Origin of the sequence: Aliidiomarina shirensis (assembly GCF_003987345.1) — a bacterium.
Lineage (GTDB): Bacteria > Pseudomonadota > Gammaproteobacteria > Enterobacterales > Alteromonadaceae > Aliidiomarina > Aliidiomarina shirensis.
This window is the reverse complement of the sequence record NZ_PIPP01000002.1, coordinates 453,411-479,177: the sequence shown is the minus strand read 5'-3', so window position 1 is coordinate 479,177 and position 25,767 is coordinate 453,411. Positions and strand designations below refer to the sequence as shown.

Genomic DNA, 25,767 nt, shown 5'->3' with positions numbered 1-25,767 from the left:
AGAAAATGGAAAAATTAGTTGTTCAAGGTGGTGCGCGCTTAGAAGGGGAAGTGCGTATATCAGGCGCCAAAAATGCGGCATTGCCTATTTTGTTGGCGTCGATTCTTGCTGATAGCCCCGTATTAATTCACAACGTTCCACGCTTACAAGATGTGGAAACATCGCTGGATTTGTTAGCTGAGCTTGGTATTCCTCATCAGCGTGAAGCCGCTAATAGTTATCTTATTTCGCCTCCGCAAGATCATCACCATGTAGCGCCCTATGAATTAGTTAAAACGATGCGTGCCTCGATCTTAGTGCTGGGCCCGTTGCTTGCGAAATGTGGCAAAGCTGAAGTGTCGTTACCTGGTGGATGCGCAATTGGCGCGCGGCCTGTGAACCTGCATATCGATGGTATGCGGCAAATGGGCGCCGAGGTTGTGGTTGAAAATGGTTACATCAAAGCGCATGTGCCGGCAACGTTAGGCGGGCGTTTGCAAGGCGCCCATATCATTATGGATATGGTAAGCGTTACGGGCACGGAAAACCTGATGATGGCGGCAGCGTTAGCAAACGGTAAAACCATTATCGAAAATGCCGCACGCGAACCAGAAATTATTGATTTAGCCAACTTCTTAAATGCGTTAGGTGCGGATGTTCGTGATGCCGGTAGCGATACTATTATTATCCATGGTGTTGAACGGTTGCATGGTGGCGAATACACGGTGCTTCCAGATCGAATAGAAACGGGTACATTTTTAGTAGCTGCATTAGCTACTCAAGGGCATATTCGCTGTACCCATACCAACCCAGATTTTCTCGATGCAGTTCTGAAGAAGCTAACGGAAGCCGGCGCTGAAATTCGCAAAGGTAATGATTGGATAGAACTGATCAGCCGAGGGCGGCCAAAAGCGGTTAATGTTGTTACTGCGCCGCACCCAGCCTTTCCAACCGATATGCAGGCTCAGTTTATCGCCCTAAATAGTATTGCCGAGGGTACCTGTTGGGTTCGGGAAACTATTTTTGAGAACCGTTTTATGCATGTTCCAGAGCTGCGGCGAATGGGCGCGAATATCGAGCTCGAGGGCAATACTGCGATATGCACCGGCGTTAGCAAGCTTACTGGTGCGCAAGTGATGTGTACCGATTTACGCGCCTCAGCTTCACTAGTGATTGCCGGCTTGGTGGCGGAAGGTACAACCGAGGTAGAGCGGGTTTATCATATTGATCGTGGGTATGAATCAATTGAAACGAAGCTTGCCGGCCTTGGTGCTAAAATCGAGCGGGCGCAAATGTGCCCAACGCGAATTAAACGCACGCAAGATTAACCGTATGTAAGTCATCACATCGAATAGAATAAAAAAAGCAGCCGTTTTAAAAATGGCTGCTTTTTTTGTTCCGATATTTTGCTTAGGTAACCGCTTGGTTATTGTAGTTGCTCTATAGTTACTACTACAGCCATAGGCCGGCCGCCTCGATAAAATTTAATTTCTAATTCCGTGCCCGGTGTTGCATCGGCCACTAAATCTAGCCCCTGGTTTACTGAAGTAACGGCTCGGCCGCCAATCTCATAGATGAAATCGCCAATCCGTAAACCGGCACGCCACGCAGGACCTTGTTCAACCACATCATCTACCCGTAGCCCACGAGTTGAGACATCGTCACTATAATATTGGCCCGCAGTAATGCCCAAAAACCCACGCGTAACTGCGCCTTCATTAATAAGCTGGCGCATAATTCGTTGAGCTAACGGGTAAGCCAAGGCAAAGTATATCCCCTGTGAACCACGGCTACTAAACTCGGATTGATAAGATGCGCTAGCAATGCCCACTAATTCACCACGACTATTTACTACGGCGCCACCAGAATTACCTTCATTAATAGCGGCATCCATTTGAATAAATTCAGCATACACACTGCCGATACTAATTCGCCCGGTAGCAGAGATAATGCCTTGCGTTACCGTTTGTCCTAAGTTGTAAGGATTTCCAATAGCCAATACGATATCGCCAGCGCGCGGGGCATATTCTTCGTTTACACTAATGGTCGGTAAGTTACTGGCATCGATTCTTAGCACCGCGAGGTCAGTGAGTTCATCACTGCCTACTAACTGAGCGCCAAATATCCGCCCATCTTGCAATGCTACTTCAATCTGATCCACATTTTGCACCACATGCAAAGCCGTTAATATATAGCCACGGGAATCCATGATGATGCCCGATCCTAACCGCATAGCGGTTGCGGGCTGGCTGCGTGCTCTGCCATCGCGAATAGATTGTGCCGTATAGATGTTAACTACCGCTGGCGCTGCACGTTCGAATGCGCTTGAGAACGTCATTAATTCCGCGTTAGCTACTGGTTTTTGCTGTTCGTTTGTAGGTTCACGGGTCATAACCCAGAGCACGATAAGCGCAACAACTACCCCTAAAAGTGCTGGTTTTAGGAAGTATTGCGTAAGAATCTCGGTAAAGGTGCTTTTCTGGCGCTTTTTAGCCGTCATGGGTGCCTACAAATTAGAGTGATATCGCAATAGGCCATTTGCCGAACTATGCTTACCCGCGCTGTGGGTAGCTTCGTTGCAAAGTAAATCGCATATTGGTGAAATATAACACTAAATATAGCAGGAAAGGCAGGCCTCTGATAGAGGCCTGCTTAGATTACAGATGGTTTAGTTAGGTAGCACTAGATACAGCTGTGAGTTCCCTCTACGCAAGTTTAAGGCCACAACACCTTGCGCATTTTGAATCATATTTTGTAATTCACGGGTATTACTTACGGCTTGTCGGTTAACGGCAAGAATAATGTCATCCTGCCGTAGGCCAATGCGTTCCGCAGGAGAATTACTTTCCACGGCTGTTACCACCACACCTCTGCGGTCAACTGTGCTGAGTTCTGCGCCTCGCAGCGCAGGGTGTAAGATATCGGCAGTTATTTGTTGGCTTTCCTGTCTATCTAATTCTACGGTAACGGTAAGTTCCTCACCTTCGCGTAAAATTGTTAGCTCAACAGTTCTGCCTGCGCCAATGGTTCCTACTTTCGCGGCGAGTTCAGCAAAGGAGTACACAGGTGTTCCGTTTAACGCAAGAATCACATCTCCCGCTTCTACGCCCGCTTTCTGAGCCGCGCTATCGTCGAGAACTTCACTTACCCAAGCACCTTGAGCGCGATCGATTTCCAGCGCATCGGCCAGTTCTTGGGTGAGATTACCACCACGCACACCTAGCACGCCCCGGCGTACTTCGCCGAACTCAATAATTTGCTCAACCAAGTTGTTCATCATGTTCGCTGGAATAGCGAAGCCAATACCGATATTACCGCCAGTAGGGCCGAGAATCGCAGTGTTAATACCAATTAAGTTGCCCTCAAGATCAACGAGTGCACCGCCAGAGTTCCCACTGTTAATAGCGGCGTCGGTTTGAATAAAGTTTTCTAAACGATCAACACCTAAACCGCTGCGGCCGAGCGCGGAAACAATCCCTGACGTTACTGTTTGGCCAAGGCCGAAGGGGTTACCGATGGCAACAACAAAATCGCCTACACGTAATTGATCTGAGTTGCCTATTTCCAGAGCTACCAAATCTTTTGGGTTTTCTAATTCAAGTAAGGCAATATCCGATTCCTCATCACGTCCAAGAACTGTTGCATCGAACTGCCGGCCATCGCGCAAGGTAACGGTTATTTCAGTAGCATCGTCGATTACGTGGGCATTTGTAACAACAAGGCCTTCCTCGGCATCAATAATGACACCAGAACCTAACCCTTGGAATGGTTGCTCGCGCACTTCTTCACGAGGTGAGTTCGGACCAAAGAAAAAACGAAAAGCCTCGGGTAAGCGTTGGCGAGTTACCCGCTTGCCTTGCACTGATATATTCACGACCGCAGGCGTTACTTCCTCTAGCATTGGTGCAAGCGTAGGAATACCTCGTTCGTTAGTATGTGCGGCAGGAAAATTGGCATAAGCTTGCGTTGCATTTGCATGGGCGCTCAGAGTGGGTTGAGCAGCAAACACGCCTGCGAGCATGAGTGTGGCAATACACGATGTTAATTTTCTCATCAATATTACTCCGAATAGACATCTATTGTTCAGGGCAAAAACCATTGAAGGTACAAAACAAAGACCATCAAAAACGGAAATAAGTTCGCGGGAAAAAAATTTCAAGAGGTGAAATGCGCAAACAGGGCGCCGAAGCGCCCTGAAAGTAGAAGAGGTTGGTTATTTTTTGTGGTTAATCTTCTTTTACCGCTTTGGGTACCGGTGTAAATAAACCACTTCCTGGCTCTGAGTAGTCGCGCGGAGGCATGTCCGCCAACGCATTATCGTCGCGGCGATCGCGGTTTAGAACATTAGCCTTCCGAATAGAGCGAATCGTTTCTTCAGAGAATAATAAAGGCTGTTGCCAATCTTTATCTTGCTCTAGCAAGTGTTGGCTATCTTGTAAAAATAGATTTAAGCGGTGCTGTATATCGGTAACTTCCGATGCCAACTGGCGAGCTGAGGCGAGTTGCTCTACAACATCTTTGCGATAAGCTTCGAATTGCTGTTGTGAGTTTTCTATTTGTGATTTCAAATCGGCGGTATCACCGGTTTTAGAAGCATAAAAGCGCGCGGCAAAAAAGCCGATAATAACCCCAGCAATCAGTAGTAAAATTCCGATTAACCAATCCATATTGTATTCCTCTTACTCTTATTCAGCTGCTACGTGCGCTTTCACTCAGCGCTCACTACTGTTTGTTATCTCGGAGCTTAATAAAGCTCATATCAAACTACTTAATTATGATTTATAGAACAAGTTTCATATTACTAGATTCTTGCTACATAATCCTTATTACATGATGGTATCATGTAATGATTCAAACAGTCGTCAGATGTCAGGCAAATTTGTGTCGGAAAATGTAAAAACACCGTTAGCAGCGTATCAGCGTGATTTAACACGTTCAGATTTTCACCATGATTCAGCGCAAGAAGAGGCCGTAAAGCACCTTCAGCGCTTGTTTGATGATCTTATTGAAAATAAGCCGGCTAAAGGTTTAAAGAAAATTTCTAGAACGCTACTCGGTAAAAAAAAGCCTCCTATTAAAGGCCTTTATTTCTGGGGTGGTGTAGGCCGTGGCAAAACCTATCTCGTGGATACGTTCTACAATGCACTGCCATTCGAACGCAAATGGCGTGTGCACTTTCATCGTTTTATGCACCGTGTGCATGCGGAACTGAAAGAGCTGAAAGGAAAATCTGATCCGTTACCGTTAATCGCGGCAAAGTTTGCCGATGAAGCGCGTGTGATTTGTTTTGACGAATTTTTTGTCCAAGATATTACTGATGCAATGATTCTAGCTACGCTGCTGGAAGCGCTATTCGATGAGGGTGTTGTGTTAGTAGCAACATCAAATATCGTTCCCGATGACCTGTATAAAAATGGCTTACAGCGCGCGCGATTCATCCCTGCAATTGATCTACTGAATCAGCACTGTGAGGTGGTGAATGTTGATGGTGGGGTTGATTATCGCTTGCGTACCCTCACTCAGGCCGAGATTTATCATTCACCACTCGATAAAGCGGCGGATGAAAACTTAGTGCGCTACTTCCATCAGTTGGCACCAGAACATCAGGCCCATAGATGCGATGAGGCCATCGAGATTAACGGGCGAAATCTGCAAGTTCGGTGTGAAGCCGACGATATCGCGTTTTTTGACTTTAAAGAGTTGTGTGAAGGGCCAAGAAGCCAAAATGATTATATTGAGCTGGCGCGCTTGTACCACGCTATATTAGTGAGCAATGTGCCGCAATTGGGGCGGGATAAAGACGATGCAGCGCGCCGTTTCATAGCATTAGTTGATGAGTTTTATGAGCATAAAGTAAAGCTTATTATGTCGGCTGAAGTTCCCATGCAGGAATTATATAGCGGCGGAACCCTTAGCTTCGAGTTTCGCCGTTGTTTGAGCCGGTTACAAGAAATGCAATCACACGAATATTTAGGTAGCGAACATCTACCATAAATTAATCGGATCTGGGCTTGATCGCCGTTGCGTTTGATCGCTTGCGTGTATATAATACCCGCCGCCCACGTTACCTCCCCCGGTTCAAAGCGGGGTGAAACATAATTGGCATTTCGCGGGGAAGCCCGGAAGGCCCCAGGTAAACTCATGAATTTGGGTAATAGATAACTCATGAAAACATTTGTAGCAAAAGCAGAAACTGTAAAGCGCGACTGGTTCGTAGTTGATGCAGACGGTAAAACTCTTGGTCGTTTGGCCACTGAGATCGCAACTCGTTTGCGTGGCAAGCATAAGCCTGAATATACTCCACACGTGGATACTGGCGATTACATCGTTGTTGTTAATGCTGAAAAAATTACCGTTACTGGTAATAAAGCAAAAGACAAGATCTATCACTCGCACAGTGGTTATCCAGGTGGTTTGAAGTCTATCAGCTTTGAAAAGCTACAGGCGAAGAAGCCAGAAATGATCATCGAAGCAGCCGTAAAAGGCATGTTGCCGCGTGGTCCTTTGGGTCGTGCCATGTTCCGTAAGCTTAAAGTGTTTGCGGGTCCTGAGCATGCACATGTAGCTCAGCAGCCTAAAACTTTAGAGATTTAATACGGAGCATATACAGATGGCAGATAATCAATACTACGGTACAGGTCGTCGCAAAAGCTCTACAGCTCGCGTATTTATGCGTGCTGGCGGCGGTGACATCAAAATTAACAATCGTACGCTCGAAGAATACTTCGGTCGTGAAACTGCACGCATGGTAGTGCGTCAGCCGTTAGAGCTTCTTGAAGTTACTGAGAAGTTCGACCTTTACGTTACCGTTACTGGCGGTGGTACTACGGGTCAAGCGGGTGCAATTCGTCACGGTATTACTCGTGCACTTATGCAGTACGATGAAGCATTACGCGGCGAACTACGTAAAGCGGGTTATGTTACTCGTGATGCGCGTAAAGTTGAGCGTAAGAAAGTTGGTCTACATAAAGCGCGTAAGCGTCCACAATTCTCTAAGCGTTAAGCTGGAAATTGGCAGACCTACGAAAGCCCGGATTATTCCGGGCTTTTTTATGTCAACGGCTCTAACCATAATATAACCCACCTTCCGCTAGCCCTTATTTTTCCTGCTTTTTCCAATATCGTGTATTCAGCCCTGATACACCAAAATAAACCATAGATCTATCTGATTTGATCGTGCGTTTACCTTGTAAAGAGTGTGAATTTTCATTATCATTGGAAAGATTTTTTTCGTGCGAGCATTGAGTTAAATTAGCTGCGTAATTTCGCACAGCGTCCAAATTGGAGAGAGATGGATGAGCAATGCGCCTGTAGATAAAGGCCGCCGTCGGTTTCTGACCGTTGCTACTGCGGTAGTGGGTGGTGCAGGAGTTGTTGGTGCTGCCGTGCCTTTTATAGCTTCATGGAATCCTAGCGCTAAAGCCCGTATAGCGGGTGCGCCGGTAGAAATGAAGATTGATAAAATTGAGCCTGGTCAGTTGGTTCGATCTGAGTGGCGAGGAAGCCCTGTATGGGTTATCCGCCGTACTCAAGCCATGATAGATAGTTTGCCACTTGTGGAAGACAACCTACGTGACCCTGATTCCGAACAACCACAACAGCCTGAGTATGCAAAGAACAAGCACCGTTCAATCGACCCAGAGTGGTTTGTTGCGGTAGGTATCTGCACACATTTAGGCTGCTCGCCGCAGTTTATCCAGCGCGATTTTGGCGCAATGGAAGGTGTTGATGCTGGGTTCTTCTGCCCTTGCCATGGTTCGCGTTTTGATATCGCTGGCCGTGTATTCCAAGGTGTTCCGGCGCCCACTAACCTGATGATCCCACCACATTACTTTGTTGATGATGCAACAATTTTGATTGGTGAAGAAGAGGGAGCTGCCTAATGTCCTTTATGAACTGGATTGATAAACGGATCCCTATTAGCAACTCAATGAAGTTGCATGTAACTGAATACCCGGCACCGAAGAACTTTAACTTCTGGTACCTGATGGGTTCACTCGCTATCGTTGTGTTAGTGAACCAAATCGTTACTGGTATCTGGTTAACGATGAACTATACGCCAAGTGCCGAAGGCGCATTTGCATCAGTTGAATACATCATGCGTGATGTTGAGTTCGGGTGGTTGCTGCGTTACATGCACTCTACCGGTGCTTCTGCATTTTTCGTGGTGGTGTATCTGCATATGTTCCGCGGCATGATGTATGGTTCGTACCAAAAGCCACGTGAACTCTTGTGGATCTTCGGTATGTTAATCTTCCTCGTGTTGATGGCTGAAGCATTTATGGGTTACTTGTTACCTTGGGGACAAATGTCTTACTGGGGTGCTCAGGTAATTATCTCGCTCTTTAGTGCGATACCTATTATTGGTGATGATTTAACAACCTGGATTCGTGGTGATTACGTTATTTCAGGCGCTACCTTAAATCGTTTCTTTGCGTTGCATGTAATTGCATTGCCATTGGTTATCGTAATTCTTGTGTTTTTACACTTGATTGCCTTGCACGAAGTAGGCTCGAATAACCCTGATGGGGTTGATATCAAGAAGCCTAAAGGCACTGTGAAGCCAGAAGATCAAGCACAGTTTAAGTTCCACCCGCGATATGCTGATAAGTACGATATTGTGGATGCAATTCCGTTCCACCCATATTACACAGTGAAAGATATCGTTGGTTTGGTTGGTTTCTTGATTCTTTGCTCATTGGTGATTTTCTATGCACCAACGATGGGCGGTTTCTTCCTAGAGCCACCGAATTTCACTGCAGCTGATCCAATGAAAACACCTGATCACATTGCGCCTGTTTGGTACTTTACGCCGTTCTATGCAATTTTACGTGCTGTACCTGATAAGTTGCTCGGTGTAATTGCGATGGGTGGTGCAATCGTAATGTTGGCACTGTTGCCATGGTTAGATCGTTCTAAAGCGCGGTCAATTCGTTACCGCAGCACGCTGCATAAAGTAAACTTAACTCAGTTCGTAATTTGCTTCATTATTCTAGGTTACCTAGGTGTAATGCCAGCTACTGATTTATACACTTTAATTGCACGTATCTGTACAGCGTTGTACTTCGGATTCTTTATCTTCCTGTTCCTGTACAGTAAGAATGAGAAGATTAAGCCACTTCCTGAGAGGTTGACGAAATGATGAAGCGATTTCTAATGGCTCTGGCATTCCTAATACCTGCTGCCGCAATTGCAGCAGGTTATTCAGGCCCGCTAGATAAAGCGAACATTGATCAATCAGATAAAGCCTCACTGCAAAGCGGTGCTCAGATATACATGAACTATTGCCTTGGTTGCCATAGCATGGAATATCAGCGTTACCAGCGTACATTTGAAGATTTAGATATTCCTCTCGATTTAGGCGAGGAGTTTCTGCAGTTCACAGGTGATGGCGTAGGTTCGCATAAAGTATCAGCAATTGACGCCGATGCATCATCAGAATGGTTTGGCTTAACACCGCCTGATTTAACCATGGTTGCTCGCGTTCGTGGTGCTGATTGGTTATATACCTATTTCCGTAGTTTTTATGTTGATGAAAGCCGCCCGTTTGGCGTGAACAATGAAGTGTTTGAGAATGTGGGTATGCCGCATGTGCTCCAAGAGCTTCAAGGGGTTCCACGCAAAACTTGGGAACGTCGCCTCGTTGATGGTGAAATGAAAGAAGTTTATGTAGGTATTAAATCAGATGGTACTGGCTCAATGAGCGAAGATGAGTTCGACCAAGCAATGCTTGATCTTACCAACTTCCTTGTTTATACCGGTGAACCAATGATTTTAGAGCGTCAGCGCATGGGTATGTTTGTAATCGGTTTCTTACTGGTTCTACTCATACTCAGTATCTTGCTGAAGAAAGAATACTGGCGTGACGTTAAGTAATTAACAGCACTAGGTATTTGAAAGATAAGTTATATTTTCGGGGGCGAAATTTCGCCCCCTTTGCTGTTTTCAGAGAGTGGAGAATCTTATGGCTGTTGCCGCCAATAAGCGTTCAGTAATGACCCTATATTCAGGGAAAGATGATTTATTCAGTCATCAAACACGTATCGTGTTGGCTGAAAAAGGTGTAACGGTTGAAATTGCATTTGTTGAACAGGATAACCAACCTGAAGATTTACTGCAGTTGAACCCGTATGCTGATAATGTGCCTACACTAGTTGATCGTGAATTGGTGTTATACAAAGCACAAATCATCATGGAATACCTTGATGAGCGATTCCCACACCCGCCATTAATGCCTGTATACCCAGTGGCTCGTGGCACAAGCCGTTTAATGATGTATCGGATTGAACGTGATTGGTATGCATTAGCAGATACTATCTTAAAAGGTACTAAGAAAGAGGCTGAAGCAGCGCGCCAAGAATTGAAAGAGAGCCTATTGGCCCTTGCTCCTGTGTTCGCGGAAATGCCTTACTTCATGAGCGAAGAGTTTACTTTGGTAGACTGCTATTTGGCTCCGCTGTTATGGCGTTTACCGGTATACGGTATTGAGCTTGCTGGTGCCGGTGCTAAAGAAGTAAAATCGTATATGTTGCGCGTTTTTGATCGTGAATCGTTCCGCGATTCACTTACTGAAGATGAACGTGAGATTGGCCGTAGCTAATAACGACAGACGTTGATACTCGCCCAGTTTGCAATGCAAACTGTTACTGCGGTTATACTTCATATAAGGAGGCCAGCTCATACTGGCCTTTTTTGTTTTTCAAATTAGGTTATTGCAACAAATGGGAGCACGTAAATGACACCGAAACGTCCCTACATCTTAAGAGCGCTCTATGAGTGGTTGGTTGAGAACGATTTAACGCCTCACCTCGTAGTCGACGCAGAGTACCCATACGTGGAAGTACCACAACAGTTCGTACAAGATGGCCAGATTGTATTGAACGTGCTACCTGGAGCGATTCAGGGGCTTGTAATGGGAAATGATCACGTTACGTTTCGCACTCGTTTCAATGGGCAAGATCAGAAAATTGTTTTACCCATAGGCTCCGTTTTGGCTATCTACGCACGGGAAAACGGAGCAGGAACGATTTTCGAACCTGAAGATGGGCTAATTGTTGATGAAACTGCTGCTGGACAAGAAAACCAGCAAGATGCGAATGAATCAAATGAAGGCGATAAGCAGCCGGAGAAACCAAAGAAAGGCCCTACACTAACCGTAGTAAAATAGTATATTGAATAGGCTAGTTATTTTACTAACTGGCCTATTCAATGGTTAGAACATCAATCACCTTCTGCACGCCACGAACATTCCGAGCAATATCGATAGCGCGATCAGCGCTCGCACGGTCTACGATGCCGAGCAAAAACACTTCGTTGTTCTCGGTTATCACTTTTATACCCGAAATATCAAATTCCTGATCGCGCAGTAATAGCGCTTTTACGCGTGTTGTAATCCATGAATCATCAGCACGAGCAACTAGGTTAGCTGTTTCGCCAATGCGGATTTGGTTGTACACACGCACCACACCCTCTATATCACGGGCTTTTGCCTCGGCGCTGCGAGCTAGTGCATCGGTTTCAGCTTGTCCGTAGAGTAAAATATCGCCATTGTAAGCCACGAATTTTATACGCTGTTCAGCAAAAGTATCACCTTCACGCAAAGCGGCGCCCATCTTCAACCGTAAGCCGGAATCATCGAGCTGTCGATTGACGTCACGATTATCCAGTGCCACAACGGTGCCGCCTACAGTAGCGCCAATCACTGCGGCCGCACACCCTTGCAAAAAGGGTATGGTTAAAACCAGAATAATAATCCACTTATTCAACACCGGAATCTAACCTCCGTGAAATATACGTTGCTCGATTAAATCGCATAACAGCTGGCTTAGGAATAGCTGCTGCTCAACAATGCGCAACGAACTCGTAGTAGGAATGCGAACTTCAATATCGGCTGGCCCAAGGAGACTGGTAATTTCCTGAGCGTCGTCACCAATAACTGCAATAATGGTCATCTCCCTTGAAAGCGCCGCTTCCATAGCTTGATGTACGCGTTCTGATTGCTGTTGGCTTACGAAAGCAATGAGTAAATCGCCGGCAGACCCTAAGGCACTTAACTGCCGCGCTAAACACGTTTCTTGGCCAGGGTGAGTTGAGTTAACGCCGAGTGTTATTGCTGGGAAAGGAGGGCGTTCTAATTGGCTTCCATGTAGCAGCAAATCGGTAAAATGCTGCGCGATGAAACTACTATTACCATCTCCGCAAGAAAATACTCGACGTCCTTCAAGCAATGATGACACCATTAAATCGGTAGCCTGTTGAATAGATACCGTTAACGTATCAGAGGCGGCTACCTGAATTTGGATGCTTTCGTTGAAATAGGCCTTAATCGTATCTTGCATACTTAAAACGCGTCCTTAAACCATTCAATATGAAAGGGCTCACCGGTTATAGTAACTAAATCGAAACGGCACGAAGTTTGATGCTCAACGATATCTTCAATTGTCATCCAAACTTTTGCTGCGTGCTTAATTCGTTCTAATTGGGAAATTCGAAGCTGTTCTAAAATCTGAGAGAAATTTTGATTTCGTCGATATTTTACTTCAACAAAAACTAAATACTCACCATCTTTTAAAATTAAATCTATTTCTGCATAACGTATTCGTTGATTACGAGCTAACGGCAACATCCCTTTTTCTTGCAAAAATTGTTCTGCCAGCAGTTCGTAATTAGTTCCGACCTCGCGAGTTGACATAGCCTTGTACTTCCAGTTTGATCTCATGTCCATCAAACCTAGCCCAATCAAGTTCGCGTTCAACTATTTGCTCCGAAATACGCAATTGCCCAGTTAACCCAGGATATTGATATCCAGGAAAGCGCAACATTATAGAAAATTTAGGTACCATTTCAAAAGCATCAAACCCCATCGCAACCAAACGTTGGCGATTCAGGGTCCAAGGCAACATGGCGTTGCTGAGTTGTTGCTTTAAATCAGGTTCGAGGCTATCGCGTAATGTCCATGGCGCATCCGAAAAATATACGCTATCGAGATCATTTTCGCCTAAGCTCCGTTGTTCTTGATGAACAGCGCTGCTTGCATAAACCGGAATGCGCTTCCCAAAGGCACTCAGGTTTACATCAATGTATGGCTTTAACAAACGCACTTGGTTGGCATCACCTAGCAAATAGATTGCATCTATATCTTGCCGGCTTCGCACCTCGTATTCGAGCTCAGCAGCTTCGCCTCGTGCCGAACGTAAGCTTTGATCGCGAACCAAAACACTTTCTAAACGATCTATTCTTTGCTGGCTCGAATTTACATTCAGTGCTTGTTGAACCGCTTCAGCCATATCACCGCTGGACGAGTAAAAACCCGAACGAATACTCTGTTCGCCGTGCTGTATTTGCCACCAGTTTTGCAATCGCGCTGAAGTGCCTCGGCCACGTTGTGTATCCGGACCAAGAAGAATTATATTTTTATGGCCCTTTGAATCGAGCCACCGTACCGCACTTTCAGCTTCTGATTCTGAATCGAGGGCGAAAAAAGCATGCTCCGATTGCATCGGCATGTCGCTGGGTTGTTGATTCAACCAAAGCTGATTCCAAGGCCCTTGTGCGTATGGTACAAAGGCTTCAATGGCGGCACGGTCAAGCGGGCCAATAACAAAATCCACGTCACTTGTTAGAAGTTGTTGCTGAATGTCTTCCGGGCTTAACGCAGCCGTATCATAAAAACTAACGATCTCAGGGCGGTCGGCGCTCAATGCCCCAAGCACTCCATTGCGCACTGCCATGCCGTGGTCGGCTAATGGCCCGGTTAAAGGTAGCAGCACGGCAATACGCTGGGGCCGATGCGTAAATATTTCAGTTGTCAGCATATCCTCAACAATATTTTGCGCAGGATGCTCGGGATAAGTGCGTTGCCATGCTTCCAACGCCGAAGCGATAGGCCGGTTGTAATCAAGCGCTTGAGTAAGCTGTTCCAGTAAGCTGAACCAACCGCGAGTCAGCTCATCGCTTTGATAGCGCGATTCGCGCCAATATTCAGCGGGTACTCGGGTTAAAATCTGCCAGATGGCTTGATTATCGATGTCATCGGTATAACGCGTACGCAAAATTAGCTGCTGAGCGGCATCAAGCCAGTTCTCTGAGTGCTCGAATGCTTGATAGCGCAGTGTATAAAGCTGTGTTCGGGCTGCTCTTTGGTTGAGTTGCCGCTCAAGGTCGTCGGTAAGTTCTAGCACGCGTTGCCAGTTTTCTAACGCCGCTGCAAATCGAGCCTTTTGTAACTGTAATCGGTTGGCGGCATCCGGGCGTATTTGTTGGGCGTTAATGGTGCTTAACAATACACCTGCTTTTTGCGTTTTACCTTCATCGAGATATTGCGTAGCTGCACTGAGCAATAGCTCTTGTTGTTGATACCCGGGAGCAGCCGCTCGCGCCTCGGCCAAAAGCGTATCGGCAGTAGTTGTTTCAACATCAGGGGCACGAGAATCAGGCACGGGATCACGCTCTGTTCTTGGTTCGGGGGCAGAGCTACATCCAGCAAGCGCAATTACGCTTACCGCGAAAACAAATATGCAACGAGCTAACTTATTTGGCACAATAACCATCTCATCTAACGAGCGATGCTCTACTATAAACTGCGATTCGCAGTGAAACAAATATCGCTGCCATACAACTGCGTAAAGAGAGCGAAAAATGAAAACCGGAACCCTATATATCGTGCCAACGCCGATTGGCAACTTAAATGATATCACGTTACGGGCGTTAGAGGTTCTTCGCAGTGTTGATGTTATCGCAGCGGAAGATACTCGGCATAGTGGTGTGTTACTCAATCACTTTGGGATTGAAAGCAAGTTGTGGGCGGTGCACGAACATAACGAACGGCAAAAATCTGAAGCCATTGTGCAACGCATTCAAGAAGGGCAAAGTATTGCATTGATTAGTGATGCGGGCACACCGTTAATTAGTGATCCTGGTTACCCGTTAGTAAACGCTTGCCGGAGTGCTGGCGTGCCAGTGGTTGCATTACCCGGGGCATGCGCAGCTATTACAGCATTATCAGCCTCAGGCTTGCCCACCGATAGATTTCTATTTTGTGGTTTTCTATCGCCCAAACAACAGGCTCGCTTGAGCGCCTTGGAAGCTTTGCAAGATGAAACCGCCACCATGGTGTTTTATGAAGCGCCGCGGCGAATTCTTGATACCTTAACGGCTGTATTGGACGCGTTCGGACCCGAACGGCAAGTAGTGATTGGCCGCGAGATCACGAAACAGTTTGAAACCTACCTAAGTGGTACGGTAGCTGAAGTACTCGAAAAGGTTGCCGCCGATGCGAATCAACAACGCGGCGAAATAGTGCTAATGATTGCGGGAGCACCCGCGAATGATCACAATATTCCAGCGGAAGCTTTGCAGCTACTAAGCCTTTTGAGCGCAGAATTACCGCCGAAAAAAGCCGCTAAAATAGTAGCTAGCCATTACCATTTAAGGGCAAATGATTTATATAAGCACACGCTTTAATAAGGCCCGGTATTGCGCTTAGGTAACATGCCTTATTCCTTTCCCCGGTAACGACACTGCGGTATACTCCCGCTCGGAGTCAGCCAAGACAATCGCCGCTTGCGTAACTTTCGGGTTAACGCGAGGGGAGGAAAGTCCGGGCTCCATAGGGCAGGGTGCCAGGTAACGCCTGGGCGGCGTGAGCCGACGACAAGTGCAGCAGAGAGCAAACCGCCGATGGCCCGTGTTTTCGCAAGAAAATATGGGATCAGGTAAGGGTGAAAGGGTGCGGTAAGAGCGCACCGCACGGCTGGTAACAGTTCGTGGCTGGGTAAACTCCACTCGGAGCAAGACCAAATAGGGATTCTTGGGGCGGCCCGCCTCGGATCCGGGTAGGTTGCTTGAGGCTATGGGTGACCATAGTCCTAGAAGAATGATTGTCCACGACAAAACCCGGCTTAACGGCTGACTCCAACAAATTCTGTGGTTACTAATGCCGCGATGCGTTTAACGCTCGCGGCATTAACTTTTTAGCTTCGGAGGTTTATTGTCCGTAGCGCTCAACAAGCGCCGCGATAGGCATTGGCCGGGCAAAATAGAAACCTTGAATTAAATCAGCACAGTGTTTGTTCAAAAACTCTACTTGATTCACTTGCTCCACACCTTCAGCTACAACATCAATTTCTAGTGCTCGCGCCATATGGATTAGCGCAGTAAGCAACGCTGTTTGGTGTTTGTCTTCTGGCACTCTATCAACAAAACTCTTATCGATTTTCAGCATGGAAACCGGGAAATGTTGTAAATAGCTGGTAGAGGAGTAACCGGTACCAAAATCATCAATAGCTAGTTGTATACCCTTATGATGGATGCTGAGTAACAGATCGCGCTGCCGCTCGCGGTCCGGTAATAGCATTGATTCTGTAATTTCAAAGGTGAAATTATCAGGGGATATCTCGTGCTTGGCTAAAATTTCAAACCAAGTATCAACTGCCATTTGATCGTAAAACTGATGCGAGGAGAAATTCACGGCTACGCGGCCCATAATATTGGCTTTCCGAAGCTTAGGAATATCTAAACAAGTTTGGTTAAGTACAAAATTACCTAACTCACGAATGGCACCACTTTTCTCGGCTATCGGTATAAAGGCTTTCGGGGGCATTAATCCATGCTGCGGATGTTGCCAACGTACCAAGGCTTCAACACTATGTAAGCTGCCATCTTTGGAGTTCACGACCGGCTGATAATCGATGAAAAACTCACCATTTTTTAATCCCAACATAATTGCATGATGCAATTCTATGTGGGAGGCCGCTTGCTCTCGTAATTCCGCATTAAAGAACGATGTTGTGCCCCTGCCTGTATTTTTTGCGTTATACATCGCTAAATCAGCGGCTTTCAGGAGCTCATTTACGTTTTCACCGTCGCCCGGATAGATAGCAATACCAATCGAGGAATTCACAATTACATCTTGATTTCCAAGTGTTACTGGCTCGTGAATATGCTGTTGTAATTTCTGCGCTTGAATCTGGGCATGCATTGCCTCGGTAATGTTTTTCATTACCACTACGAATTCATCCCCGCCGAGCCGAGCAACAATATCGTCTTTTCGCAAGGAAGCTCGCAACCGGTTAGCGATGGTTACTAATAGTTCGTCACCCGCTGCGTGTCCTAGTGCATCGTTTACTTCTTTGAAATGATCGAGATCGATAAACAATAGTGCACACTTTTCACGACGGCGTTCACAACCATGCAAGTAGTTGGTTAACTGTTCTTGAAAATAGTGACGATTTGGCAACTCAGTGAGGGTATCAAAGCGTGCTTGCCGGGTAATTAAGCTGAATGCTTCACGTAACCGATGTTGATTTAACAGAATCATGCCGGTTAACACAGCTAACAACAGCGATACCAACGTACCTACCAGCCACGATGTGGCGGATGGGTAATCGTCCGGAATCCAAGTGCCGTTGGCAGGAGCTGCAGCTAGCACCCAGGAACCGGTTGGTAAAAGCACGTCTTGAGTTATCGGATCGCTTTGCCATAATTGCTCGTCACCAAAAATTACATCACCGGCTAAGCCTTCACCATCACGGCCACGCAAACCAATTTCTAAAAACGGATGCTCGCCGAGCCCTGCATCTCTAAATAATTTTTCATGATTGATCACTTGCGAAATAATGAGGTGCGCTGGGTTCTCACCATTCGGAACCGGAACTCGGGCAATGAGCGCTTCGCCGCCTTGAACTAAAGGCACAGGCCCGTTAATCGTGATTTCGCCAGTATCGATGGCCGCCATTAACGAATTTAGTTGATCGGGCTGACTACGATAATCGAACCCCATGGCACTCTCGTTACCCTCGAGTGGATAAATCATAGCAATTCGATAATTTTTTCCCACTGCAAGATGGAGAATATGAAGTTCGGCGGTGAGTAAGCTCGAAGAAATTCTTCGAAAACGTTCTTCTTCAATGTCTGGATTCAAGGTGAGTTCGGTGCGAAGTTGCCGAATAGCAATCAGGTTCGCTTGTAACAAACCTTCTAAGCGTGCTCGCACCGTTGATAATTGCTCAAGCCCAACATAGCGGTTCGTTTCCACAACACTGGCGCGATCAGCAGATACAATGCGGGCAACCACTAATTCGCTACATAAAAAAACAGCAATGCTTACACCGAAAATCCACACCTTAGCGCGCACGTTTTAACCCCTCGTTTAATTATTAAACAAATAGTTAACGAAAGTAATGAAATGCGCAAGTAAAAAAGTAAACCGTCATTGTATAAATCTTAACGTATTTTTCCTTGACAGGGGATCAGAGTGACACCTAGACTGTATCATTGTGGGGAAAAGTGGAGAGAAGTGGATCATTCTGTGATCCCGCTAAAAAACTATGTTTCGTGGAGCAACGAGTATAAGTCTTGATGACAAAGGTCGCCTTGCGATACCAGCGCGGTATCGTAACCTTTTGTCGTTGGATTGCGAAGGTAAAATGGTCTGCACTGTTGATAACAAGCAGCCATGCCTTTTGCTATACCCGCTTCCCGAGTGGCAAGTGATTGAACAAAAGTTAGCAAGCCTTTCCTCAATGAACCCAGTAGAACGCCGTTTGCAACGTTTGTTGCTCGGCTATGCAGAAGATTGCGATATGGATAAAAACGGTCGTCTCCTGATTGCGCCGCCATTGCGTCAATTCGCGAACCTCACTAAGAAGCTGATGCTTGTGGGTCAGTTGAACAAGTTTGAGATTTGGGATGAAGAAGTATGGCAGCAGCAAGTTGCGGAAGATATTGCTGCAGAACAGGCTGGCGATTTTACATTAACTGATCGACTACAAGATTTCTCATTATAATGATGCATACACCGCTTCACGTACCGGTGTTGCTAACCGAGTCGATTACAGCGTTAGCGATCCAACCGGACCAAATATACATCGACGCGACCTTCGGGCGCGGCGGTCATAGCCGAGCTATCCTGAAAGAATTAGGACCAGCCGGTAAACTTATTGCTTTTGATCGCGATCCCACCGCGGCGAAGGCGGCTGAAGCCCTTTCTAATGATCCACGTTTTCAGTTTTTCCACACTCCTTTCTCAAAACTCGCTGAGATTATCGCAGCGCAGCAACTCAACGGCCGCGTGGCCGGAATTTTATTCGATCTAGGCGTTTCTTCCCCACAGTTAGATGATGCCGATCGAGGTTTTAGCTTCATGCGTGATGGCCCCTTAGATATGCGGATGGACCCTTCAACGGGGGAATCGGCAGCTGAGTGGTTGGCGCATGCTGATATGGATGCGCTTTGCTATGTGTTCCGCACTTATGGTGAAGAGAAATATGCTGCGCGTATTGCGCGCGCAATTATTGAATATCGTCAAGATAACCAATTTACGCGTACCTCGCAGCTGGCGAACTTAATTGCCAAAGTGAATCCGAGCCGAGAAAAACATAAGCACCCAGCAACGCGGGTGTTTCAAGCGATTCGGATTCATGTAAATAGCGAACTAGATGAAGTGCGCGAAGCACTTGTGGCTGCGCTCGATGCGTTAATGCCAGGGGGCCGCTTAGCGGTGATTAGCTTTCACAGCTTAGAAGACCGCATTGCGAAACAATTTATTCGTGAACAGAGTCGTCGTGCGCAAGTACCAGCAGGCTTGCCGTTAACAGAAGATCAAATTGAAGATAACCGCACCTTGGTATCAATTGGTAAGGCGATTAAACCAAGCCAAGCGGAGCTAAATGAGAATCCACGCGCACGCAGTAGTGTGTTGCGTATAGCCGAACGTTTATCCCATGGGGATGAGGCGTAATTATGAAAAAGCTCGATTTAAAGCGCTTTGATGCTCACCAAGCTTTACTGCAGATTATCCTTGCGGATATCAAGCAGTATCGTGGTCTATTGGTGTGGCTCGTATTGGCTTTAGGGAGCGCTTTATTAACGGTTTATCTCACCCATTTAAATCGTGAGTTGATTGCAGAACGCGAGGAGTTATTGAAGCACCGTGATGCAATCGATGTTGAATATCGGCACTTAGTGATTGAGCAAACAACGTTAAGTTCGCATAACCGCATTGAATCGCTAGCGCAGCGAGAGCTCGGTATGCAGCGGCCCACCGACGAGCAGGAGGTATTAGTACCATGGCGGTAAAACGCAATGAAAAAATACTCCGGCCGGAACCACTACCAGGGCGTTTTATGTTCTTGTTGGTGTGCATTTGTTTAGGTTTTGTTTCGTTGGTTGCACGCGCAGCTTATATTCAAGTGATTGAGCCCGACCGGTTGCGCTATGAAGGTGATTTGCGCTCAATTCGAGTTGCTCAAGATCGGGTTCAGCGTGGCAATATCACTGATCGTAATGGCGTTGAGTTAGCCGTGAGTGTACCGGTACATACTATTTGGGCCGATCCTAAGGTTGTGCATGACCGAGGCGGCTATGAAGACACGCGCCGTTGGCAGGCCATGGCGGATGTGTTGAACACCACGCCAGAGCAATTATTAAGTAAAGTTGAAAATCCAGAACGCCGTTTTGTGTATCTTGAGCGCATGATTACCCCAGCGGTAGCGAATTATATCCGCGATTTACGTATTCCAGGAGTAGGTTTGAAAGAGGAATCACGGCGCTTTTATCCGGGCGGTGAGATTACCGCACATGTTGTGGGCATCACAAACATTGATGCGGAAGGTTTAGATGGCGTGGAATCGGTTTACAACGAATTATTAACGGGTACGCCAGGGCAACGCCGCTACCGCAAAGATGGCCAAGGCCGCCTTATCGAAGAGTTAGAAATAACGGCTTCAGAACAACCGCAAAACTTAACATTGAGTATCGATCAACGTATTCAATCAGTGGCATACCGGGAATTAGCGAAAGCTGTGCGTTACCACCAAGCGAGTTCAGGTTCTGTGGTAGTGGTAGACGTACAAACAGGCGAAGTATTAGCCATGGTCAACAACCCTTCATACAACCCGAACAATCGTACCGGCGTGCAAGCACACCAAATGCGCAACCGGGCGATCACTGATAGCTTTGAACCGGGTTCTACGGTGAAACCTTTAGTTATTTTAGGTGCACTTGCTTCCGGTTCAGTAACCGCGGATAGCGTGTTAAATACTAGCCCAGGCTGGATGCGCGTTGGTGGCCGCCGTGTGCAGGATGCGCGGAATTACGGTGAACTCGATTTATCGGGTGTTCTTGCACATTCAAGTAACGTAGGTACATCACAGCTCGCACTTGATCTCGAACTTGAAGATTTCCTTGATCTATACAGCATGGCTGGATTTGGTTCAGATACAGGTATCAATATGCTAGGCGAAAGCATGGGCATGTTCCAGCACCGGAATCGCTGGTCGGATTTTGAAGTGGCAGCGCTTTCATACGGTTATGGTATTAGCGTTACCACCCTACAACTGGCCCAAATGTATGCCATTCTTGGCAATGGTGGCAACCGCCAACCATTATCAATTTTGAAGCTGGAAGAGCCGCACCAAGGCCGGCAAGTATTCAGTCGTGAGATCTCACGGCAAGTATTGGAACTGATGGAAGCGGTAACGGGTGAAGATGCTACAGGCAGCCGAGCTCGCGTTTCGGGTTATCGTGTTGCGGGTAAAACCGGCACCACCCGTAAAGCTGTTGCTGGCGGCTATGGCGATGAATATGTAGGTTTATTCGCTGGCGTTTTACCAGCGAGCCGGCCACGTGTTGCGATAGCGGTGATGATTAATGAGCCGGCGGGTGATAGCTATCACGGCGGTACCGTGGCAGCGCCCGTATTTTCAGCTATCGCGGAAGAAACCATGCGTATTTTAAATGTGGCGCCAGATAACTTGAATGGACGTGAGTTACGCGTAGCAGGATTTGGAGGTGCGCAATGATGTTATTGGCTGCACTACTTCCTGATTGCCCATTTCCATTGCCGGATTTAGAAATCAGTGGGTTAAAACTCGATAGCCGTAAAATAGCCACAGGCGATGCGTTTATTGCCGTTCCTGGAGCTGAAGTTGATGGCCGAGATTATATTCAGCCGGCAATAGCTGCTGGCGCGAGCGTGGTGTTGGCTGATATGGATCAGTGGACACATGGCGAGCTTGAAGGTGTGCCGCTGATTGGTGTGCCTAATTTGGCCACCGAGATTTCGCACATTGCGGGCCGCTTCTATCAACAACCGGATAGCGAAATTCGCCTTATTGGTGTTACCGGCACGAATGGTAAAACTACGGTAAGCCATTTAGTTGCTCAGTTATGGCAAGCTCTGGAGCCCACCGCGGCGGTATTAGGTACATTGGGTAGCGGCGTGCTGCCGGTATTATTACCCGAAACCAATACCACACCGGATGCGGTAACGGTGCAGCAGCGTTTGGCCAGCTTTGTGGCCGAAGGTGCAAAAACGGTTGCGATGGAAGTTTCTTCACATGCATTGGTACAAGCACGGGTGGAAGCCCTGCATTTCGATACGCTGATAGCCACCAACGTAACGCGTGATCACCTTGATTATCATGGCAACATGGAAAACTACGTTGCCGCCAAAGCACGTTTGTTTACGGATTTCCCAGCTCGAGTACGTATTTTAAATGCTGATGATGCACTCGTTGCCGCTTGGGGTAATGCTGATGATCATTGGTACAGCATGAACAGCAGTAAAATCGGTGAGAAAAATACCTTGGTAGCAAGTGATATTAGCTACACCAATAGCGGCACGAGAATGGTGCTGCACTGGCATGAACAACAAATTTCAGTAGTGAGCCCACTGCTCGGCGATTTTAATGTTGCCAATTTACTGGCTGCGTTGTTAAGCCCGCTGGCGAGTGGCTTTAGTTTAACCTTCGCAGCCGCTTTAGTGCCGCAGTTGCAATCAGTTGCAGGTCGCATGGAAACATTTACGGCCCCGAATAAGCCATTAGTGTTAGTGGATTATGCACACACGCCTGATGCCCTTGAGCAAGTGCTGCTTGCTGCGCGTCGGCATTGTAGTGGCAAGCTTTGGTGTGTGTTCGGTTGCGGTGGTGATCGCGATCGGGGGAAACGCCCGCAAATGGGTGAAGTGGCCTCACGTTTGGCTGATCACGCGGTGGTTACCGATGATAATCCGCGTACAGAAGCACCCGAAACCATTATTAAAGACATCATTAGCGGTATGCCGAATGGCTCGGTTTATACCGCTATGCCCGGCCGAGCAAAAGCGGTTCGGGAAACCATTGTTAACGCAAACGAAAACGACGTAGTGGTATGCGCAGGGAAAGGGCATGAAACTTATCAGGTTATCGGCACCAAAGTACACGATTACGATGAGCGTGCGCTGGTTGCTGAAATTCTTGGAGGTAGCCAATGATTCCGGTATCGCTCGAGTGGGTTGCTGAAAAAACTAATGGGAAATTGCAAGGCTCTAGTGGTGAAGCCCTGCTGCCTGGTTCATGCGTAGCTCAGCATTTAGTAACAGGCAATGTAGTTATTGATAGCCGCCAAGTGCAACCAGAAGATTTGTTTGTAGCACTGAAAGGCCCGAATCATGATGCCCATGATTATGCTGAAGCCGTAGCGGCTGCAGGGGCTATTGCGATTATTTGCTCGCGTCCGCTGGACTGCGAGGTAGCGCAGATTTTAGTGGAAGATACGCATGCGGCGTTGGGTATGTTAGCTGCTGCGGTAAAAGCGGCAGTAGCGCCACGAAGTGTGGCAATTACCGGTAGTAGTGGCAAAACCACGGTAAAAGAAATGGTTGCCGCGATTCTTCGCCAAGCGCCGAGCGTATCAGGCGAAGTATTGGCTACAAAAGGGAATTTCAACAACGATATTGGTGTGCCATTAACGCTACTCTCGCTTACGCATGCACATACTTATGGCGTATTCGAGTTGGGCGCGAACCACCGTGGTGAAATTGCTTACACCACGAGTTTAGTAAAACCCGATGTGGCGCTGATTAACAATATCGCACCGGCCCATGTAGAAGGCTTTGGTGATGTTTGCGGTGTTGCGAAAGCAAAAAGTGAAATTTTTCGAGGCTTACCTTCCGAGGGTATTGCAATTACCAATGCCGATTCAGATTTCCACGAGCATTGGCAGCGTGATTTAGCCGGTATGAAACATCTTACGTTTGGTTTAGATGCGAAAACCGCCGATATTTCTGCCGCCAACATTCGTCTTGATAGCGATGGTTGCGCACAGTTTGATTTGCATATAAACGGGCCGAAGGACAGTGAAGTAGCCGAAGTTAAGTTATCACTACCAGGTAAACATAACGTGAAAAATGCGTTGGCAGCGATTTCTATCTGCCAATCATTTGGGCTACCGGTAAGTGAGATTGTAAGCGGGTTCGCTGGCATGGTGGCAGTGCCCGGACGTATGAATGTGCATAACCCACGCCGTGGCGTGCGGGTAATCGATGATACCTACAATGCCAACGTAGGCTCTGCTAAGGCAGCTATTGATGTGCTTGCGAGCTTACCAGGTAAGCGAATTTTTGTATTCGGCGATATGGGTGAATTGGGCACGCAAGCGCGCGCTTACCACGAAGAGGTAGGTGCGCATGCAATAACCGTAGGTATCGATGGCTTATTTACCCTGGGTGTTTTAAGCCAAAGTGCCAGCGAGATCTTTAACGGCCATGGTGGTCGGCACTTCGATAGTGTTGAAAGTTTAGTAACGGCGTTGCTGGCATTGATTCAGCAAACGTCCGAGGTCACGATTTTAGTGAAAGGATCACGTAGCTCGCGTATGGAACGCATTGTGGAATCTCTTTTAACTGAAGATTTACAACTCCATTCGCGAGGAAAAGCAGCATGTTAGTTTGGCTGGCAGAATACTTACAAGCAAATGTCGCCACAGGCTTCAATGTCTTTTCGTATCTTACGATGCGCACCATCATGGGCGTGCTTACTGCGCTATTTATCTCGCTATGGATGGGGCCTTGGTTAATTCGTAAGTTGCAACTGCTACAAATCGGACAAACCGTTCGTGATGATGGCCCGCAAAGCCACTTGAGCAAATCAGGCACGCCAACGATGGGCGGCATTATGATTTTGTTCAGTATTTTAATCGCGGGGCTACTGTGGGCCGATTTAAGCAACCGGTATGTTTGGGTAACGCTGCTTACACTCGCGGGCTTCGGCATTATTGGTCTGGTCGATGATTATCGCAAGGTCGTGCGCAAAGATCCGAATGGCCTAATTGCACGCTGGAAGTATTTTTGGCAATCGGTGTTAGCGGGAACGGTTGCGGTGTATTTATTTTGGAGCGCGAAGCAGCCAGTGGAAACACAACTGCTGATTCCATTTGTGAAAGATGTGATGCCTCAGCTAGGCGCGATGTACATGCTGCTCGCTTATTTTGTGATTGTAGGCACCAGTAATGCGGTGAACCTAACCGATGGCCTTGATGGCTTAGCGATCATGCCAACAGTAATGGTGGCAGGCGCATTAGGTGTATTTGCTTATGTAACGGGTAACGTGAATTTTTCTAGCTATTTGCAGATTCCATACATCCCCGAAGCGGCCGAACTTACTGTAGTGTGCGCCGCAATAGTGGGTGCAGGGCTAGGTTTCTTATGGTTTAACACCTATCCAGCACAGGTATTCATGGGGGATGTTGGCTCGTTAGCGCTAGGCGCGGTATTGGGTGTAATTGCGATCCTCGTGCGCCAAGAGTTAGTGCTTTTTATTATGGGCGGTGTGTTTGTGATGGAAACCGTTTCGGTACTGCTGCAAGTTGGATCGTACAAAATGCGTGGAAAACGTATTTTCCGAATGGCACCGATTCACCATCATTACGAATTGAAAGGTTGGCCAGAACCACGAGTGATTGTTCGCTTTTGGATCATTTCACTTATTTTAGTGCTGATTGGTTTAGCGACATTAAAACTTCGATAAG

Annotated in this window: 25 protein-coding genes and 1 other RNA gene; 18 read left to right on the top strand and 8 right to left on the bottom strand. The window is 47.1% G+C overall.

Translation table 11 applies throughout. The features are described 5' to 3' along the window. The first annotated feature begins 5 nt into the window (after nt 1–5). Nucleotides 6–1,307, top strand: a complete 1,302-nt coding sequence (murA, locus tag CWE13_RS06275; protein WP_126806907.1) for a UDP-N-acetylglucosamine 1-carboxyvinyltransferase — start codon at nt 6–8, stop codon at nt 1,305–1,307. Between the two features lie 98 nt (nt 1,308–1,405). Here murA and CWE13_RS06270 read toward each other — a convergent pair whose 3' ends face one another. From CWE13_RS06270 to CWE13_RS06260, 3 genes are all read right to left on the bottom strand, one after another. Next, on the bottom strand, nt 1,406–2,479 hold the full coding sequence (locus CWE13_RS06270) for a trypsin-like peptidase domain-containing protein (RefSeq protein WP_126806905.1): 1,074 nt from the start codon (nt 2,477–2,479) through the stop codon (nt 1,406–1,408). 168 nt (nt 2,480–2,647) lie between these two features. Next, entirely contained in the window at nt 2,648–4,033 is a 1,386-nt protein-coding gene (locus CWE13_RS06265; protein WP_126806903.1) for a DegQ family serine endoprotease, read from the bottom strand. Between the two features lie 172 nt (nt 4,034–4,205). Beyond that, nucleotides 4,206–4,646 carry a Z-ring associated ZapG family protein gene (locus CWE13_RS06260; RefSeq protein WP_126806902.1) on the bottom strand — a complete coding sequence of 147 codons (441 nt, stop codon included), beginning with the start codon at nt 4,644–4,646 and terminating at the stop codon, nt 4,206–4,208. Between the two features lie 199 nt (nt 4,647–4,845). Between CWE13_RS06260 and zapE the strand changes: the two genes are divergently transcribed. The 8 genes from zapE to CWE13_RS06220 all read left to right on the top strand — a co-directional run bounded on the left by zapE (nt 4,846) and on the right by CWE13_RS06220 (nt 11,146). After that, nucleotides 4,846–5,973 (top strand): cell division protein ZapE, encoded by a 1,128-nt coding sequence (gene zapE / locus CWE13_RS06255; protein WP_126806901.1) that lies wholly within the window; start codon nt 4,846–4,848, stop codon nt 5,971–5,973. A 171-nt stretch (nt 5,974–6,144) separates the two neighbouring features. Beyond that, on the top strand, nt 6,145–6,573 hold the full coding sequence (rplM, locus tag CWE13_RS06250) for a 50S ribosomal protein L13 (protein WP_126806900.1): 429 nt from the start codon (nt 6,145–6,147) through the stop codon (nt 6,571–6,573). 16 nt (nt 6,574–6,589) lie between these two features. Further along, nucleotides 6,590–6,982 carry a 30S ribosomal protein S9 gene (gene rpsI, locus CWE13_RS06245; RefSeq protein WP_007420843.1) on the top strand — a complete coding sequence of 131 codons (393 nt, stop codon included), beginning with the start codon at nt 6,590–6,592 and terminating at the stop codon, nt 6,980–6,982. 292 nt (nt 6,983–7,274) lie between these two features. Further along, on the top strand, nt 7,275–7,862 hold the full coding sequence (petA, locus tag CWE13_RS06240; RefSeq protein WP_126806899.1) for a ubiquinol-cytochrome c reductase iron-sulfur subunit: 588 nt from the start codon (nt 7,275–7,277) through the stop codon (nt 7,860–7,862). Continuing rightward, nucleotides 7,862–9,121, top strand: a complete 1,260-nt coding sequence (locus CWE13_RS06235) for a cytochrome b (RefSeq protein ID WP_126806898.1) — start codon at nt 7,862–7,864, stop codon at nt 9,119–9,121. Before petA ends, CWE13_RS06235 begins: the two co-directional genes overlap by 1 nt. Further along, nucleotides 9,121–9,855, top strand: coding sequence for a cytochrome c1 (locus CWE13_RS06230; protein ID WP_126807343.1), 735 nt, complete (start codon nt 9,121–9,123; stop codon nt 9,853–9,855). The genes CWE13_RS06235 and CWE13_RS06230 overlap by 1 nt, the downstream gene beginning before the upstream one ends. Before the next feature lie 88 nt (nt 9,856–9,943). Further along, on the top strand, nt 9,944–10,579 hold the full coding sequence (gene sspA / locus CWE13_RS06225) for a stringent starvation protein SspA (RefSeq protein ID WP_007420839.1): 636 nt from the start codon (nt 9,944–9,946) through the stop codon (nt 10,577–10,579). Between the two features lie 135 nt (nt 10,580–10,714). After that, a complete protein-coding gene (locus CWE13_RS06220; protein ID WP_126806897.1) occupies nt 10,715–11,146 on the top strand; it encodes a ClpXP protease specificity-enhancing factor in 432 nt (143 codons plus the stop codon). A 34-nt stretch (nt 11,147–11,180) separates the two neighbouring features. On the opposite strand, the gene CWE13_RS06215 is transcribed toward CWE13_RS06220, so the two are convergent. The 4 genes from CWE13_RS06215 to CWE13_RS06200 are packed head-to-tail and all read right to left on the bottom strand — an operon-like array spanning nt 11,181 to nt 14,519. After that, nucleotides 11,181–11,744 (bottom strand): BON domain-containing protein, encoded by a 564-nt coding sequence (locus CWE13_RS06215; protein WP_126806895.1) that lies wholly within the window; start codon nt 11,742–11,744, stop codon nt 11,181–11,183. 9 nt (nt 11,745–11,753) lie between these two features. After that, nucleotides 11,754–12,317, bottom strand: coding sequence for a D-sedoheptulose-7-phosphate isomerase (locus CWE13_RS06210; RefSeq protein WP_126806893.1), 564 nt, complete (start codon nt 12,315–12,317; stop codon nt 11,754–11,756). A 2-nt stretch (nt 12,318–12,319) separates the two neighbouring features. After that, the gene (locus CWE13_RS06205) at nt 12,320–12,670 is read right to left on the bottom strand and encodes a YraN family protein (RefSeq protein ID WP_157980938.1); all 351 of its coding nucleotides are present in this window, start codon (nt 12,668–12,670) and stop codon (nt 12,320–12,322) included. Next, the gene (locus tag CWE13_RS06200; RefSeq protein WP_157980937.1) at nt 12,645–14,519 is read right to left on the bottom strand and encodes a penicillin-binding protein activator; all 1,875 of its coding nucleotides are present in this window, start codon (nt 14,517–14,519) and stop codon (nt 12,645–12,647) included. Before CWE13_RS06200 ends, CWE13_RS06205 begins: the two co-directional genes overlap by 26 nt. A 97-nt stretch (nt 14,520–14,616) precedes the next feature. On the opposite strand from CWE13_RS06200, the gene rsmI reads away from it, so the two are divergent. Together rsmI and rnpB are read left to right on the top strand one after the other, a co-directional pair. Beyond that, nucleotides 14,617–15,441 carry a 16S rRNA (cytidine(1402)-2'-O)-methyltransferase gene (gene rsmI / locus CWE13_RS06195; protein ID WP_126806888.1) on the top strand — a complete coding sequence of 275 codons (825 nt, stop codon included), beginning with the start codon at nt 14,617–14,619 and terminating at the stop codon, nt 15,439–15,441. A 75-nt stretch (nt 15,442–15,516) separates the two neighbouring features. Then, an RNA gene (gene rnpB, locus CWE13_RS06190) (RNase P RNA component class A) lies at nt 15,517–15,897 on the top strand. 67 nt (nt 15,898–15,964) lie between these two features. Here the strand turns inward: rnpB and CWE13_RS06185 are convergent. Then, entirely contained in the window at nt 15,965–18,112 is a 2,148-nt protein-coding gene (locus CWE13_RS06185; protein ID WP_126806887.1) for a putative bifunctional diguanylate cyclase/phosphodiesterase, read from the bottom strand. 193 nt (nt 18,113–18,305) lie between these two features. Here CWE13_RS06185 and mraZ point away from each other — a divergent pair, with 193 nt between their 5' ends. The 7 genes from mraZ to mraY are packed head-to-tail and all read left to right on the top strand — an operon-like array spanning nt 18,306 to nt 25,766. Beyond that, complete coding sequence (mraZ, locus tag CWE13_RS06180) at nt 18,306–18,764, top strand: division/cell wall cluster transcriptional repressor MraZ (protein WP_126806885.1); 459 nt, start codon at nt 18,306–18,308, stop codon at nt 18,762–18,764. Further along, complete coding sequence (gene rsmH / locus CWE13_RS06175) at nt 18,761–19,717, top strand: 16S rRNA (cytosine(1402)-N(4))-methyltransferase RsmH (RefSeq protein ID WP_198677914.1); 957 nt, start codon at nt 18,761–18,763, stop codon at nt 19,715–19,717. Before mraZ ends, rsmH begins: the two co-directional genes overlap by 4 nt. A 2-nt stretch (nt 19,718–19,719) precedes the next feature. Then, nucleotides 19,720–20,055, top strand: a complete 336-nt coding sequence (gene ftsL, locus CWE13_RS06170) for a cell division protein FtsL (protein ID WP_241973644.1) — start codon at nt 19,720–19,722, stop codon at nt 20,053–20,055. Further along, nucleotides 20,046–21,779: a penicillin-binding transpeptidase domain-containing protein gene (locus CWE13_RS06165; protein ID WP_126806880.1), complete on the top strand. Its 1,734-nt coding sequence runs from the start codon at nt 20,046–20,048 to the stop codon at nt 21,777–21,779. Before ftsL ends, CWE13_RS06165 begins: the two co-directional genes overlap by 10 nt. After that, nucleotides 21,776–23,233, top strand: a complete 1,458-nt coding sequence (gene murE / locus CWE13_RS06160; protein WP_198677902.1) for a UDP-N-acetylmuramoyl-L-alanyl-D-glutamate--2,6-diaminopimelate ligase — start codon at nt 21,776–21,778, stop codon at nt 23,231–23,233. The genes CWE13_RS06165 and murE overlap by 4 nt, the downstream gene beginning before the upstream one ends. After that, nucleotides 23,230–24,687, top strand: a complete 1,458-nt coding sequence (locus tag CWE13_RS06155) for a UDP-N-acetylmuramoyl-tripeptide--D-alanyl-D-alanine ligase (protein ID WP_126806878.1) — start codon at nt 23,230–23,232, stop codon at nt 24,685–24,687. The genes murE and CWE13_RS06155 overlap by 4 nt, the downstream gene beginning before the upstream one ends. Continuing rightward, the gene (mraY, locus tag CWE13_RS06150) at nt 24,681–25,766 is read left to right on the top strand and encodes a phospho-N-acetylmuramoyl-pentapeptide-transferase (protein WP_126806876.1); all 1,086 of its coding nucleotides are present in this window, start codon (nt 24,681–24,683) and stop codon (nt 25,764–25,766) included. Before CWE13_RS06155 ends, mraY begins: the two co-directional genes overlap by 7 nt. Nucleotide 25,767 lies beyond the last annotated feature (1 nt).